Raw genomic sequence first — 13,842 nt, forward strand, 5'->3', positions numbered from 1 at the left:
GACCGAACCCCACCTTTATATCCTGCGGTTTTATGCCAGATGACCTCTCAAAATTAGTACACCACGATGGGTTTGAAGCCTTCTTCCTCCAACGCCGAGATAACCTGACGGCAGTGTTCCACGCCTTTGGTTTCCATATCGATCGTAATGGAGACATCGCCCATCGACAGGGAACCGCCTACGCGCGTGTGATCCACGCCAGTAACATTCGCGTCATTCTCCGAAATGATGCGCGAGATCGTCGCCAACTCACCCGGACGGTCTGAGAGCATCATCTTAATCGTCATATACCGGCCCGCCGCCGAAAGACCACGCTGAATTACCTTCAGCATGAGCATCGGGTCGATATTGCCGCCCGAGAGCACACACACGACAGTTCCCAGATCGCCGTATGTTTCCTTGAGTTTGCCGTTCATGAGCGCCGCCACCGGAACCGATCCGGCGGGTTCAACCACCAGCTTATTGCGCTCCATCAAGAAGATAAGGGCCCTGGCGATATCGTCTTCACTCACCGTCGCTACATCGTCGACAAGCTTCTTGATAATGGAAAACGGCAACTGACCGGGGCGTCCCACCGCAATACCATCTGCAATCGTCGAGACCTTCTTCAGCGGGACAAGCGCATCCGCAGCCAAGGAAAGCGGATATGCCGCCGCATGCTCAGCCTGCACACCAATGATGCGGATCTTTTTACCCAACTGTTCTTCCTTCGCACGGACCGCCGCCGAAAGACCAGCGAGCAGGCCGCCTCCGCCAACACCTACAATGATGGTATCGACCTCAGGCACCTGTTCCAGGATTTCCAAACCGATCGTTCCCTGACCCGCAATAATATCTTCGTTATCGAAGGGATGCACAAACACCGCGCCGGTCTCTTCGGCATAGCGTTTTGCTTCAGCCAGTGCCTCGTCCACGGTCGTACCGTGCAGTTCGACCTCGGCACCGTGGTCGCGGGTTGCGGTCACTTTCGGAAGGGCCGCACCTAGGGGCATGTAAATACGCGCCTTGATACCCAGTTTTGCCGCTGCGAGAGCAACACCCTGCGCGTGGTTACCCGCAGATGCGGCCACCACGCCACGTTTCTTTTCTGCATCGCTGAGTTTTGCCATGCGCACATAGGCACCACGCACTTTGAAGGAGCCCGCGCGCTGCAAATTCTCACATTTGAAGAAAACTTCTGACCCCAGTTTGAGACTCAGGGCACGAGAATGCGCCACAGGGGTTCGCTCGATAACCCCGTCGAGGAGCGACGCTGCTGTCTCGATATTCTCCAGGGTTACGGGTAGATCGGTTAGGGGTGCGTTCACATCGGATCCGTTCTGTACGCTCTCATCAGCTTCTGCCCTCTATTTTAGGCGATGAAGAAGCCTAATACAGAACAGAAAAGCCCGCGTTGTTCATCTCACGCGGGCTTTTCTGGAGGGAAACTGCACAATTACATATCGTCTTTGGAAGGCGAGACGGTTTTAGTCGCCTGTGCAGGGCTAGTCTCAGGTACGGTGCCTTCGGAATCGTCTTCACCACGAATCGCTTCCCGGGCCTGCGCAACAACCTTCTGCGCTTTTTCTTCACGCTTCTTTGATTTCTCACGGCGCTCAACCTCATGCGGGAAGAGGAATTCTTCACGGCGCAACTCCGGGTCATCCTCCCACTGCCGTGCAGCCAAGTAGCGCACAACCGAGTTCACAACGGCGAGCACGGGAACCGCAAATAGTGCACCCGCTGCACCGAAAATCATGGACCCGCCTGCCACCGCAAAAATCACGGCGAGTGGATGCAGCGAGACCGCTTTACCCATGATGAGCGGCTGCAGAATATGCGATTCAAGCTGCTGCACCAACAGCACAATGCCGATCATAATGAGCGCCTGAACCGGTCCCAAAGCTACCAGCGCCAGCAGGACGGCGACCGCTCCAGATATAAGAGCACCAATAACCGGGATGAAAGACCCTAAGAAAACCAGAACGCCCAGCGGAATCGCCAGCGGAACCCCCAAAATGGCAGCGCCAACACCAATGCCCACAGCGTCAATAGCGGCCACCAAGATCTGCACCCGCACATAAGCGCCCAAGGACTTCCACCCTGCACGACCCGCACCGTTCACCGCATCGCGTGCCTGTTTCGGGAAGAGCTTGACGATAAACAGCCAGATGCGCTCTCCCTCCATCAGGAAGAAGACGAGAGTAAAAAGAGTAATAAGCACGCCAGTGGCAAACTCCGCAGCGGTAGAACCAACCTCTGATACGCTCCGCAAAACGGTTGAGGGATTATTACTCACCACGTGCTCTACCTGATCAAGGATCTGGTTAAGCTGATCAGCGCCCAGCTCATAACCCATGCCCTTAAGCCAGTCCACGAGCTGCTGATACCCTTGAATGGCGTTGTTGGTAAGCGAGACAAACCCCCGCACAAGCTGCTGCCCGGTAAGGGCCAGTAAAGCGGCAATTCCTAAAATCATGCCGAGTTCGGCAATAGCGGTCGCACCGCCAGCACGAATACCGTGCTTACGCATAGCGTAGACGGCGGGGCTTAGAAGCGCAGCCAAAAGCGCAGCTACCATCGCCGAAATAATCAGCAGAGACACCTTTGAAAGCCCCTGCCATACAAGCCACACGGCACCGACCACCACGATCAGACGCCACGACCATGCCGCTGCGGTATTAAGAGCGTAGGGTACGCCGGTACGGGCTAATTTCTGTGCCCGCACATCCTGTTCACTCTCCCCTGCCGTTAGGTTTTGATGCGTGCTGCCGGTGTTCTGTCCGGCTACGGATTCGCTCACTCAAATCTCCTGAAAAGTCGGTGCTATAGAAATCGTCTCTCGCCCATGCCGTTGCTGCGGCATATAGTTATTCCGCAAGTCTAGCAGGCTCAAAACAAAGAATCGGCGGCACCCACCGGTTGTGAGTACCGCCGTATCCTCAATGCTGTTAGTCCCTGTTGACCATTTCGTTGATGTACATGAGAATACGCAGAATCTCAATGTACAGCCAGACCAGCGATGCGGTCAGGCCGAATGCCAAACGCCACGACTCGCGCTCGGGAAGACCTGCTTCCACCGCCTCGGCAGTGTTGGTGAAGTCCAGCAGAAGCGAGTAGGTTGCCATAGCAACAGTAAACAGCCCCACAATCAGACCCAGCGGAATACCGCCGATGCTCAGGCTGCCCAGGGGCGAACCAAACAGACCCGCACCAAGCCAGGAAACAATGCCGTAGATCAGGTAAGCGAACATGCCGATCATGAAGATCTTGGTCATCTTCGGGGTAGCACGGATCTTACCGTTTGCGAAGAGAGCCAAGGTAAGACCGGCGACAATCACGCTTGCCAGCAAAGCCTGAATAGCGATGCCCGGGTAGCTCTTATTGAGCAGACCGGATATACCACCCAAAAGCAGGCCCTCGGACACGGAGTACAGCATAACCAGAGCCGGGGAAACCTTACGCTTGACGGCGTTAACGATACCCAGGATCAGACCTGCGATAAGGCCCACGAACATGAGGTAGGGCAGATACCAGGAAACTGCGGCACCGAGCACCACAAGAGCCAGGTTCAGACCGGTCTTCATGATCACATCGTTCATGGTGAGGCGGTCGCCCTCGGCAACGGGAGCATAGCCGGGCTGTGCATACGGATCGTACTGCGCCTGCTGGTACTGGTCATAGTTCGCTTGCTGCGGCTGACCATACCCGTAGGTCTGCTGACCGTACTGCTGCGGTTCACTGGAGTAGTTCGGCTGTGCCTGATACTGACCCTGTGACGAGGAACCACCCGCACCAAAACGCCCGAAACGGGGATCGCCTTGCTTATTTTGCTTGGCGATTGAATTAATAAACGGGTTACCCGCCATCATTCTCTCCTTCGGTGAGATTTACAAAGAGTTTCTCAATATTCTATCGAATTCTGAGAGATTCCGGGGATTATTCCTCCATAAAAGCTCATATTCCAGGGTAATTTTGAGGTGCCATCATGTTTTTTTCACCCTAAGCTGTACTCCCCCACAGTTTAAGACTTCTGCAGGGTCTCAAAATCATGATCCTCCTCAAACTAGCCGGTTGTTGATTCGCGAAGCAGCCGCAAGTGAAAGCAAAGCCAGAATTAGGAAGCCCACCAGCAAAAGCATGAGAGTGGTGAATGCTAAGGGTAACGCGCCGATAACAGGCCCCAGGCTTGCTCCCACAAACAGAACAAAGCCGTTAAGCGCCATGCCGCTGGCACGATGCGGTGCCACCGCATCGCCGTAGAGAGTAATCATCGAGGGAATCGCTAAAGCAACACCCGCAACATAGATAAGGCTGCATATGACGATGCCAGCAAGTACCTGTGCGCACAGTATCTCGCCCAGCAGCCCAAGAATAGATAAACTGTACCCAAGCTGCGCCACGCGAAGTACTCCGTATTTTTTCGCACAAGAACCCGCATAAAGACTTATCAGCATTGCCGGAAAGGCAGCAAGACGCACCCAAACAATACCTGATGCAGCAACTCCTAGTGTTTCAAGATGCCGCCCCAGCCCCGTATACAAGGCTACGAAGACGAGAAGAAGGGTAATGTGGGCAAGACCGTACAAGAGGAAAATAGGCTTGATACAGAGGGAACCGAGAGTTACATATTGTTTCCACAACGATGTCGTTTGTCCAGTGCGGGGGCGCTCAAGCATCGTACATAGAACTAGGGAAACGGTTCCGATAAAAATAAGACCGCACAGCCCGAAGAACCATCGCCAGCCAAGGCTCAGGGCAATAATAGAGGCGAGTACTTGCCCGAAAATTCCAGCCGCTAAGAACGCAGTGGACATTGCACCGATAGCTCGTGCTCGCCCGGCAGGCAGTACAGATTCCGTAAGATACGCTAGGGCGACAGGTGCGAATCCGGCGGCGGTCATACCTTGGCAAGCCCGCAGAATAGAGAGCATACCGAGCGTAGGAGCGAAGGCGCATCCAAGAGTGGTTAGGGTAAGCACGCTCAGGGAGATCGCTATAATCCTTTTTCGTCCGTAACGATCCGAAACCGGTCCCCAGATAAGAAATCCCACAGCGTAGGCAAGACTGAAGCACAGCGACAGGGCGAACGTTGCGTCGGCTTGAAAGGTAGACGAGACCGGGGTGAGCAACGGTATAGAGGCGTATAGCTGCGCCAGAATGAACAGCGCCGTAGACACCAGAATTGCTACTGCAGTCCGTGTTGCGGGATATTCTTCAGAGGTTGAAGATACCGATGCAGCGGTATTCATCGTTGTATTCTCTATCTTGTGGCACATGGGTAAACTCCAATCCAACGGAAACGTTGGAATTAACCCTAGTACCATTAAGATGTAAATTGCAACCATAACGTTGGAAGTGTCGAAAGCGAGTATTACAGATGATGGCTTGGGATATCGAAAGTACGAAACAAAAGATCAAAGGGGCTGCTCTGACCGAATTTACCGCGCACGGCCCCGACGGAACGACCGTGGAGCGTATCGCCAAGAGGGCGAAGGTCAATAAGGAGCGTATCTACAACTATTTCGGAAATAAACAAAAGCTCTTCAGGGGCATTCTGCGCGAAGAGCTAGACCAGGTTGCCGAAGTCGTCGGTCTTACGTCGCTTGCCACCGAAGATATTGGTGATTACGCGGGACGCATGTACGACTATCACCGTGAGCATCCCGATCTGTTGCGTCTGCTGCGCTGGGAATCCCTCACGATTGACGGCGAAGTTCCCCACGAAGAATACCGGCGCGACCACTACACCTTCAAAGCGAATGCGGTGCGCGCTGGGCAAGAGGCAGGTTCCGTCACGGACGATATAGACGCCGCCTATCTTGTACTTTTTATTCTCGCTATCGTGGGTTGGTGGTCGGCTATGCCGCAGGTATCTCGCATGCTCTGCGGCGAACCTACCGAGGAAGAGCACCGCAAACGTCGCGCCGCCGTGGTGGAGGCAGCGCGGAGGCTAGGGCACCCACATTGCAAGTCGGATAAGAGCTAAACTCCTTTATTGGTACGGGGGCTTACCCGTCTAATTCGTCGAGCATGCTCTCTAAATAGTCGAGCACCGCACCGTCATTATTCGAGCCGATCACCCGCTGGGACACAGCCTTGAGCTCGTCTGAAGCGTGGGCCATTGCCACACCGGTACCGGCTAACGAGAGCATCTCAAGGTCGTTATCGCTATCGCCAAAGGCTACTATCTGAGTAGGGGTTATCCGCAAACGATCACACAGGTCTTTCAGCCCCGTTGCCTTATTCACACCGGCACGCACCAGGTCGATTGCACCGAAACCACTAACGAGCGGGGTTACCGTCTGCGGCAGGGTGCGCCGTAACTGTGCTGTAGCATCCGGCAGATCCCGATGCGTTACTTGCAGAGAAAATTTGATGGGAACACCACGCACCTGCTCGTAAGAACTAATACGCTCGGTTCCGGGATAAAACATACTGGCAAAAGCGAAGGGATCGATATTCTGCGGCAGCGGCTTACCCTGCACCTCAAAATAGTCCCGGATAATGTTCATAACCGTTTTTTCGCGGTTTTCCAGTATAAAGCTGCTCTCTTCCGTACACACAACGATCCCAAGCTGAGGCATACCGTTCAGTATCTCGTACACACGCGGCAGATCCTCGGCAGCAAAATGATGCACCGCAAGTTCCCCGGAATCATCCGCTACATAGGCACCATTTTCTGCGATATAAATAATGTCTCGATGTTCAAAACCATGCATATACTGGCGTAATTTCGTGTAGGTATTTCCGCTTGCCACCACAAAATAAATTCCATGCCGAGACAAGCAGGTTAGGATTCTCTCAAAACGCTCAACATCGAACGTCTTATCATCATTCAGGAAAGTACCATCCATATCTACGGCAACCATACGCACGGGCTTGTTACTGCGGTTTTCCTGCTGTGTGGGCATTGGGGTTCCTCTAATAATCGGCATGTACAAAGGCTACGTTTATAAACACAAGCTGACTGTACGCGGGAGAGAATATCGTTCTGCTCCGCACATTTCTCCATTAATTTTAGTTTCTTTATATACACAAATCGTGTGACATCACCAAAATTCCCCCTTTACGGGCGTTTTCTTTCTATACTGTGAAAAGCATTCACTCTATGCACACATACAATCTCTAGGAATCATTGATGTTAAAAACACTGCCATCGCGCTCTGACGCGCATGTTTTTTGGTCATCTGCATCAGATCAAGGGCGTTCCTTGAAACTCGGTACAAGATTTTCCGCAGCTTTTCTAGCCCTAGGACTTGCGCTGAGCGGATGCTCCTCTGAAACTATCACAATTTCTGAGTCTACCGTCTCTGCGTCCAGCACCCCCTCAGCGAACGAACACTCTTCTACTTCTTCACAAAGCACGGAGGCCTCACAGCAACCCACGGTTTCCGCGCAGGATTCGGAACAAACACCCACCGTGACCGAGGTAGGTGAATCACCCGAAGAGAATAATGCCGATACTTCGACGGCTCATCCGGGTTCCCAAATTCGCCCCGGAACCGTCACTATCGTCAATCCTGATACCAGCTCCGTTGAGCCTCAAGGAACGGCGCCTATAGGATCTGACGAGGCTAGTGAGGCCCTGCGCATCCTCAATACCCTTCCCGTTAAAGGCCGCGCCCCTAAGACCGGGTACTCCCGTGCCCAGTTCGGAGATGCCTGGAGCGATATCGACCGTAACGGATGCGATACCCGCAATGACATTCTCAACCGGGATCTCACTGCAAAACAGCATAAAAACTCTCGCGGATGCGTGGTGATCTCGGGCATTCTTAACGATCCTTACACCGGGAAGGTCATTAATTTCATGCGTGGGAAAGATACCTCGGAGCAGGTTCAGATCGACCACGTTGTGGCGCTTTCCGACGCCTGGCAGTCGGGTGCTCAGGAGATTTCAGCTCAAGAACGCTTACAACTCGCCAATGATCCCGAAAACCTTCTGGCAGTTGATGGTCCTGCGAATCAGCAGAAAAGCGATTCGGATGCCGCCACCTGGCTGCCAGCAAACGCATCATTCCGCTGCTCTTATGTGGCACGTCAGATTCGGGTGAAAGCTAAGTACCACCTGTGGGTCAAACCAGCCGAAAAAGAGGCTATGATCAACGTTCTTACACCCTGCGCAGGAGCCGCAGAAGCACCACCAGCTCCGAAGCCTGCGCCTGATACCCCCGCTCCTGTAGTCCCGGCGAGTGCCCCTGCTCCTGTGCCCCAGGTGGATGCACCTCCCGCGCAGAACCCCGCCCCGGCTTTGGCATTTCAAACCTGCGCTGATGCCCGTGCCGCAGGGTATCGTAATATGCACCGCGGTGCACCGGGATATTCCGAGCATCTTGACCGTGACGGTGACGGCATAGCATGCGAAGCACGCTAAGTTTCTGAACGTTACCTCCGTCTGCGCTCCCCTACAGATGCATAAACCCCCGCCCCGACAAGCAGTCAGGGCGGGGGTTTACTGTCACAATTCTTCATCTTGAGGCCCATATAGACTCTTTAAGAGTGCAGCATCACGCCGAACCTGTGTTTAAGCTGTGTAGAACCTATGTAAAAAAGATTTATAGATGTTTACCTTTGCTTGATAAAACTTTACCTGACAACCTTGTAGTTATGAAGAATGAAATAACTAAATCTGTTGGCACCCTAATTTTCCGCGTAGCGCTGGGCTTCACCTTTGTCATGCACGGTTTCCAGAAGGCATTCCTGATCGGTCCCGCAGCAGAAGGTGCAGCGTTCGCCAAAATGGGTATTCCTGCACCCGAGCTTTCGGCGTACTTTACCATTGGTGCCGAGCTTATTGGCGGAGCTCTCTTGATCCTTGGTTTAGGAACTCGTTTTGCGGCCGCCGCCATCGCAATCGCTATGGCAGGTGCTTTTATTTTTGTTCACATCAACGACCCCTTCATCACCGATCAGAAGACCGGCGCAGGCTTCGAGTACGTTTTCGTCTTGGGCATGGCAGCCATCATGTTCATTCTGACCGGTGGAGGCAGGTACTCACTAGATTCGTTCTTCAGTCGCAATGAGGCTTAACCGCCTGAGCGTTCTTCCAGAACGTATCTATCACTCATTCGTCTACCCACCCGGAAGGCGCCGTCGTCGCGACGGTGCCTTCTTTATATACCGTGGATTCTCCCCTACCCAGCGATCCCATGATTCTCATAAGGTAGAGATACGCTCGCCTCCCAAGGCATACAAATAGCCCGTCGCATCCGATAAAACATTTGGATGCGACGGGCTATTATAGCGTGCCCCCAGTGGGACTCGAACCCACACTGGACGGATTTTAAGTCCGCTGCCTCTGCCAATTGGGCTATAGGGGCAAAGTCTAAACCCGCAAGACCATTACTAAGAATAGCATTAGTTTGCGGGTTTCGACGCTTTAAGCTCGTTAGAGCTTTGCCTTAGTCTTCGCCGGTGCCGTTCCGGTAGCCTCTTGGAAAGCGAGACGCGGGGAACGCTGGTGGCGAATTGTCGTGGTGTCACGACCAAAGAGCTGGTTGAGCGCCCAGGTCGTCATAACGCGCACGGTACGCTCGGTCGTGGGGATTGCAGAACCGTGGTAGCCGCGGTGCATAATCCATGCGAGCGGACCTGCAAGGGTCTTACCTTTGAAGTTTGCAACGCCCTTCCACAGACCTAGACCGGCAACCACACCGATGGTCTCATGGTAGTAGTCGGTCAGAGGCTCGCCGCGGCGTGATGCCAGAATATTCTTGGCGAGAACCAAAGCCTGGCGAGATGCGTGCTGTGCGTTTGGTACGCAGAAGCCGCCCACGCCGCCTCCGGAAAGGTCGGGAACGGCAGCGTTATCGCCAGCCGCCCAAGCGCCCTCGACCACGCCATTATCGCCAGCCACACGCAGATCTGCGTTCACGCGAACGCGACCGCGCTCGTCGATCGGGAAATCAGTGTTCTTGAGCATCGGCGATGCAGCAACACCAGCAGTCCAAATGAGCGTATCGGTATCCATCTCACCAGCGGGCGACTTATCTGTCATGTTGATGAGCTGCAGGTGACCGTCGGTAGCGTCCGAGAGGGAGGTATTGAGCAGAACCTCAATGCCGCGAGCGCGAAGCTCAGCCACAACCTTCTCGGCACGGTCTTCTGGAACCTCCGGCATGATGCGCGGCGCAGCTTCGATCATCACGAAGCGCAGGTCAGATACGCTCAAACGGTCGTTACGATTAACAGCCTCGCGAGCCATGTCTTCCAGTTCGGAGATGGTCTCAACACCGGCGAAACCGCCGCCTACGACGACGACGGTCAGAGCGCGACGGCGTGCATCGGGGTCATCCAGTACGGAGGCAACCTCAATACGTTCCAGCACCCAGTTACGCACGGAGACGGCTTCTTCGACAGTCTTCATGCCGATAGCAACTTCGGCAAGACCGGGGATTGGGAACGCACGGGTCACGGCACCGGCACCAAGAATGATCTCATCATATTTCAGATCGAAGGGTTCGCCATTGTCGATGGGTTCAACCGTAGCGGTACGCTCTGCATGGTTAACGGAGACAACATGCCCAGGAATTAACTCGGTATCGCGCAGGTGCTGGCGGAGCGGAACGGTAGCGTTACGGCCTTCCATCGAGCCCGCAGCGACTTCGGGCAGGAACGGCTGGTAAGTCATATAGGGGTTGGGCTCTACGATGGTTACCACGCCACCGGTCTGTTTGATAGCCTTCTGGATTTTCTTGGCGACGGTAAAGCCTACGTAGCCACCACCGACAATAAGAATACGGGGACGATCCTGTGCCTTATGAAACGACATATATTGCTACTTCCTAGATTTTGTTTACCCACTGCGCTTTAGCGCGCGAGCACTCAATGATACGCTCACATGTGCTTCCCAGAGTGCAGGATACATGGACATGTGAACGAACAGAAATTCTTAAGCTTTCTCCGTAAGCCCCGATGCTCGGTACCGCAAACGCGAAAACACTATTTTCCTGCATGTTGTATACCGCTATTTTACGCGCTCATCCCGAGGAAAACACATTTATGCAGGTATACGAAGCAAGGAAAAATGCCCTTGGATGATAACGTTTCGCGTTTACGCGCCGAGGTTTTGCCCCGTCAGCGGGGTTACGTTCCGCATCATGTAGCGCGTCCTTAGGGTGTTTTAAACCTTTGCTTTACCCATAGACCGGGTGTTAGGAGTCACGAAGTTTTCTTCCATATTTTTATCGGAGTTGTTTATTAACTGCGTGCTTTTCACCACCACTATGAGGAGCTAGGGTTCTGTGACTCAGGTTCGTGAGCCGATGAAGGCTCTGGAACGCCGGATTCCGGTGCGGCGGGTATTGAGGAACGCCCCGAAGCGGCACCCTGCAAACGAAGGCGCGACGAGTTAGCCGTCTTCTTGCGCGGCGTGCGCATATTATGCTTCTTCTGTGCGGAAGCGACCTTTCGCGGCGCTGATGCTGGGCGACCGTTCTGCCCCGTAGGATTCTGTACGGATGCTGAGCTCGCTGCCTCGTCAGGAACATCTGGAACACCTGTTTCCGGAACTTGGCGCTTAATCCCAGAAATATGTGGCAGACGAGGTTTCCGATGCGGGGGTAACGGGCCCCTGCCGAAGTGATGGGCTCGATGCTGTGCCATACCGTTCTTCTGAGCGGGTCGGTGCGAAGCTTTCCCGATCGTATCTGCCGATACCTGTGACGCTTCAGGATCGGAGGATTCCTGCCCTACGGTCGAGTCCTTAACCGGCTCGGCGGGACTCTGCGGGGTGCGAGATACGCCCTCGCTCTGAGCTACAGTCTGAGCCAGGGCAGGTTTTTCTGATTCCTGAGGTTCAGGTGCGACGGGCTTTTGCTCGGGTGCAGGCGCATTCTCCTGGTCCGCCGGTTGAGTCGCTTTCGCGGGTGCGGCAGGAGTCTGCGCTACCGTATTGTGCTGGTCGGTCTGCTGAGACTCTGCCGGTTTCTGCGTCTGAGGTAATGGCTGTCCTGTAGCCACCGTTGACTGTTCAGCCACGCTTGATGCTGATGCCACAGGTTGTACTGCGCCGACGTTCTGTGCCGAGTCAACATTGTGCTCCGTTGTGCCAACGTTCTGCACGATGGCAGGAGGCTGCGTGGGCACGGCGCTCTGCTCGGTACCCGCTGCAGCTGCGCTCTTTTGACCCGTAGGTGCATCCTGTTGTTTATCTAGGCTCTGATCCGCCGCGGGGTGGGGATCGAGGGTGGAGGGCGCCGACGGCATCGCGACTGCGGCGTCTGGTGCCGGGGAGGGAATAGAGACAGGTGCAACCTGTGTTTGTGCCTGCGCAGCAGGCACAGCAGTCTCAGGTTCGGGGCTCTGGGGCGCGCTGGCAGCGGGCGTATGAATGGCAGGAGCGACCGGAGCAGGAGCATCCGGAACAGCAACCGAAGCCGCAGAAGGCGTGGAATGTGAAGCTTGCTTTGGCTCACCGTGCCCGTGCAGATGAGGATGCGGCACTACATCGCGCACATTAACGTGCAGGCGATGCAGACGACGAACGCTGCGTACCGTGAGCAGCCCCAAAATGACAAAAAGAGCCCCCACGATGATAAACGGCAAAAATCCGCGATCCTCAACCGGGCGGCTGGGCTCTGGAATCTTCGCCTTAACGATAGTCTCGCCTTCTTCATGCACCGGTGTGGCCGAAGCATCGGCGGGAGTTGGCGCAGGTACCTCTTGACGGCGATGCACTGCAATCCATGCCTTCAGCGACCCTAGCGGATTCTCCGTAGCATCCTGCGGGGTTGAAGGGTCCAGAGCCATCAGCGGATTTATGATGCCAAACCCATACACCGGGTCACGCCCGACAGCGCCAGTGTCGTCGGCACTTTCAGTAATACGCTGAATAATCTGAGCCGCGCTCAGATTGGGGTACTTAGACTTAATCAACGCAGCAAGGCCAGAAACCAACGGAGCGGACGCCGAAGACCCCGACCATATCATGTACTTATTCCCCGGTGCGGCAGCAATCATATCGTTGCTCGGCGCCGTCACACCAATAGAAATACCCTGAGTCGAAGAGCCCTTGGAAGCCTCACGCTGACGATCCACGCCGCCAACCGTCAGAACCCCCGGAATAGTCGCCGGGGCACCCACCTGGGTAATACCGCTGCCACGGTTACCGGCGGATGCTACGACGACCACGCCCTTCTCTTCGGCGTAGGCAAAAGCATCGTCCCAGCTCTTGGGCCAGGTCGTCTTATTCGAGCCAATAGAAAGATTGATGACCTGCGCGCCATGATCTACCGCATAACGCACGGCGGCGGGAATCTGCTCATCAATACTTTTCTCAGCATTCGAAACCATATTAAGAGAAATAGGCAGGATCTTGGCATCCGGTGCCACACCGATAACGCCCGCAGGTTTACCGGGCTGACCGGCAATCTTAGGAATACCGGAAACATTATGACCGTGACCGGCAATCAGGGATGCTACTTCGGTGCCGTGCATGGGTTCTACACCCAAGCCCTGCCAGCCGTTAGGAGATCCCTCGCCAGAAGCGTCATAACCCTCCAGCACGTTATCTACAAGATCCGGGTGGGTGCCGTCGACGCCGGTGTCAATGACGGCAACCGTCACGCCCGATCCCGTCGATTGTTTCCACGCATCCACAATCCTGTAGTCGGTAAGCCAATATTCGTGCTGACGAACGTCGTCCTTACCTAGAACGGCAGCTTCAGCGGGAGTGAGCGTTATAGGGGTTGGTGAGGCCGTCGGAGCGGCAGATGCAGGAGCTCCGGACAGGGCTAAGCCAGTCGCAAGCGCCCCGCATCCGAGAAGCGCTACGACCCGACGTATGCTTGTGCGCGTCATCATGGCGATGTGGTTGGAACGCGTCATACCTGTGTACCTACCGTCGTTGGGTGTTAGTTG

At 54.8% G+C, this 13,842-nt stretch carries 10 protein-coding genes and 1 tRNA gene; 3 read left to right on the plus strand and 8 right to left on the minus strand.

Going from position 1 to position 13,842, the window contains the following annotated elements; all coding sequences use genetic code 11:
* Positions 1 to 53 precede the first annotated feature (53 nt).
* From ilvA to HMPREF3016_RS01900, 4 genes are all read right to left on the minus strand, one after another.
* Positions 54 to 1,307 (minus strand): threonine ammonia-lyase, encoded by a 1,254-nt coding sequence (gene ilvA / locus HMPREF3016_RS01885; RefSeq protein ID WP_013398582.1) that lies wholly within the window; start codon positions 1,305 to 1,307, stop codon positions 54 to 56.
* Between the two features lie 128 nt (positions 1,308 to 1,435).
* A complete protein-coding gene (locus HMPREF3016_RS01890; protein ID WP_070739723.1) occupies positions 1,436 to 2,782 on the minus strand; it encodes an AI-2E family transporter in 1,347 nt (448 codons plus the stop codon).
* 148 nt (positions 2,783 to 2,930) lie between these two features.
* Positions 2,931 to 3,848: a Bax inhibitor-1/YccA family protein gene (locus HMPREF3016_RS01895; protein WP_070450776.1), complete on the minus strand. Its 918-nt coding sequence runs from the start codon at positions 3,846 to 3,848 to the stop codon at positions 2,931 to 2,933.
* A gap of 192 nt (positions 3,849 to 4,040) precedes the next feature.
* The gene (locus HMPREF3016_RS01900) at positions 4,041 to 5,231 is read right to left on the minus strand and encodes an MFS transporter (RefSeq protein WP_083315858.1); all 1,191 of its coding nucleotides are present in this window, start codon (positions 5,229 to 5,231) and stop codon (positions 4,041 to 4,043) included.
* A gap of 128 nt (positions 5,232 to 5,359) precedes the next feature.
* Between HMPREF3016_RS01900 and HMPREF3016_RS01905 the strand changes: the two genes are divergently transcribed.
* Positions 5,360 to 5,968, plus strand: coding sequence for a TetR/AcrR family transcriptional regulator (locus tag HMPREF3016_RS01905; protein WP_070739729.1), 609 nt, complete (start codon positions 5,360 to 5,362; stop codon positions 5,966 to 5,968).
* A gap of 22 nt (positions 5,969 to 5,990) precedes the next feature.
* Here the strand turns inward: HMPREF3016_RS01905 and HMPREF3016_RS01910 are convergent, their stop codons facing one another.
* Entirely contained in the window at positions 5,991 to 6,893 is a 903-nt protein-coding gene (locus tag HMPREF3016_RS01910) for a Cof-type HAD-IIB family hydrolase (RefSeq protein ID WP_070739732.1), read from the minus strand.
* A gap of 227 nt (positions 6,894 to 7,120) precedes the next feature.
* Here HMPREF3016_RS01910 and HMPREF3016_RS01915 point away from each other — a divergent pair, with 227 nt between their 5' ends.
* Both HMPREF3016_RS01915 and HMPREF3016_RS01920 read left to right on the plus strand, forming a co-directional pair.
* Entirely contained in the window at positions 7,121 to 8,356 is a 1,236-nt protein-coding gene (locus HMPREF3016_RS01915; RefSeq protein ID WP_246828417.1) for a GmrSD restriction endonuclease domain-containing protein, read from the plus strand.
* Between the two features lie 233 nt (positions 8,357 to 8,589).
* Positions 8,590 to 9,012, plus strand: coding sequence for a DoxX family protein (locus tag HMPREF3016_RS01920; RefSeq protein ID WP_048751375.1), 423 nt, complete (start codon positions 8,590 to 8,592; stop codon positions 9,010 to 9,012).
* A gap of 216 nt (positions 9,013 to 9,228) precedes the next feature.
* Here HMPREF3016_RS01920 and HMPREF3016_RS01925 read toward each other — a convergent pair.
* The 3 genes from HMPREF3016_RS01925 to HMPREF3016_RS01935 form a co-directional block, all read right to left on the minus strand.
* Positions 9,229 to 9,302 (minus strand) — tRNA-Leu (locus HMPREF3016_RS01925).
* A gap of 68 nt (positions 9,303 to 9,370) precedes the next feature.
* Positions 9,371 to 10,753, minus strand: coding sequence for an NAD(P)/FAD-dependent oxidoreductase (locus HMPREF3016_RS01930; protein WP_048754431.1), 1,383 nt, complete (start codon positions 10,751 to 10,753; stop codon positions 9,371 to 9,373).
* Positions 10,754 to 11,205: 452 nt separating this feature from the next.
* Entirely contained in the window at positions 11,206 to 13,809 is a 2,604-nt protein-coding gene (locus tag HMPREF3016_RS01935) for a S8 family peptidase (RefSeq protein WP_070739735.1), read from the minus strand.
* Positions 13,810 to 13,842: the final 33 nt, after the last annotated feature.

This window comes from Rothia sp. HMSC065D02 (assembly GCF_001815285.1).
GTDB classification, from domain to species: domain Bacteria; phylum Actinomycetota; class Actinomycetes; order Actinomycetales; family Micrococcaceae; genus Rothia; species Rothia dentocariosa.

Bases quoted from the DNA above. Each gene is read 5' to 3' on its own strand.
- HMPREF3016_RS01895 (WP_070450776.1), bottom strand. From the start codon at position 3,848: ATGGCGGGTAACCCGTTTATTAATTCAATCGCCAAGCAAAATAAGCAA.
- HMPREF3016_RS01900 (WP_083315858.1), bottom strand. From the start codon at position 5,231: ATGAATACCGCTGCATCGGTATCTTCAACCTCTGAAGAATATCCCGCA.
- HMPREF3016_RS01905 (WP_070739729.1), top strand. From the start codon at position 5,360: ATGATGGCTTGGGATATCGAAAGTACGAAACAAAAGATCAAAGGGGCT.
- HMPREF3016_RS01910 (WP_070739732.1), bottom strand. From the start codon at position 6,893: ATGCCCACACAGCAGGAAAACCGCAGTAACAAGCCCGTGCGTATGGTT.
- HMPREF3016_RS01915 (WP_246828417.1), top strand. From the start codon at position 7,121: ATGTTAAAAACACTGCCATCGCGCTCTGACGCGCATGTTTTTTGGTCA.
- HMPREF3016_RS01920 (WP_048751375.1), top strand. From the start codon at position 8,590: ATGAAGAATGAAATAACTAAATCTGTTGGCACCCTAATTTTCCGCGTA.
- HMPREF3016_RS01930 (WP_048754431.1), bottom strand. From the start codon at position 10,753: ATGTCGTTTCATAAGGCACAGGATCGTCCCCGTATTCTTATTGTCGGT.
- HMPREF3016_RS01935 (WP_070739735.1), bottom strand. From the start codon at position 13,809: ATGACGCGTTCCAACCACATCGCCATGATGACGCGCACAAGCATACGT.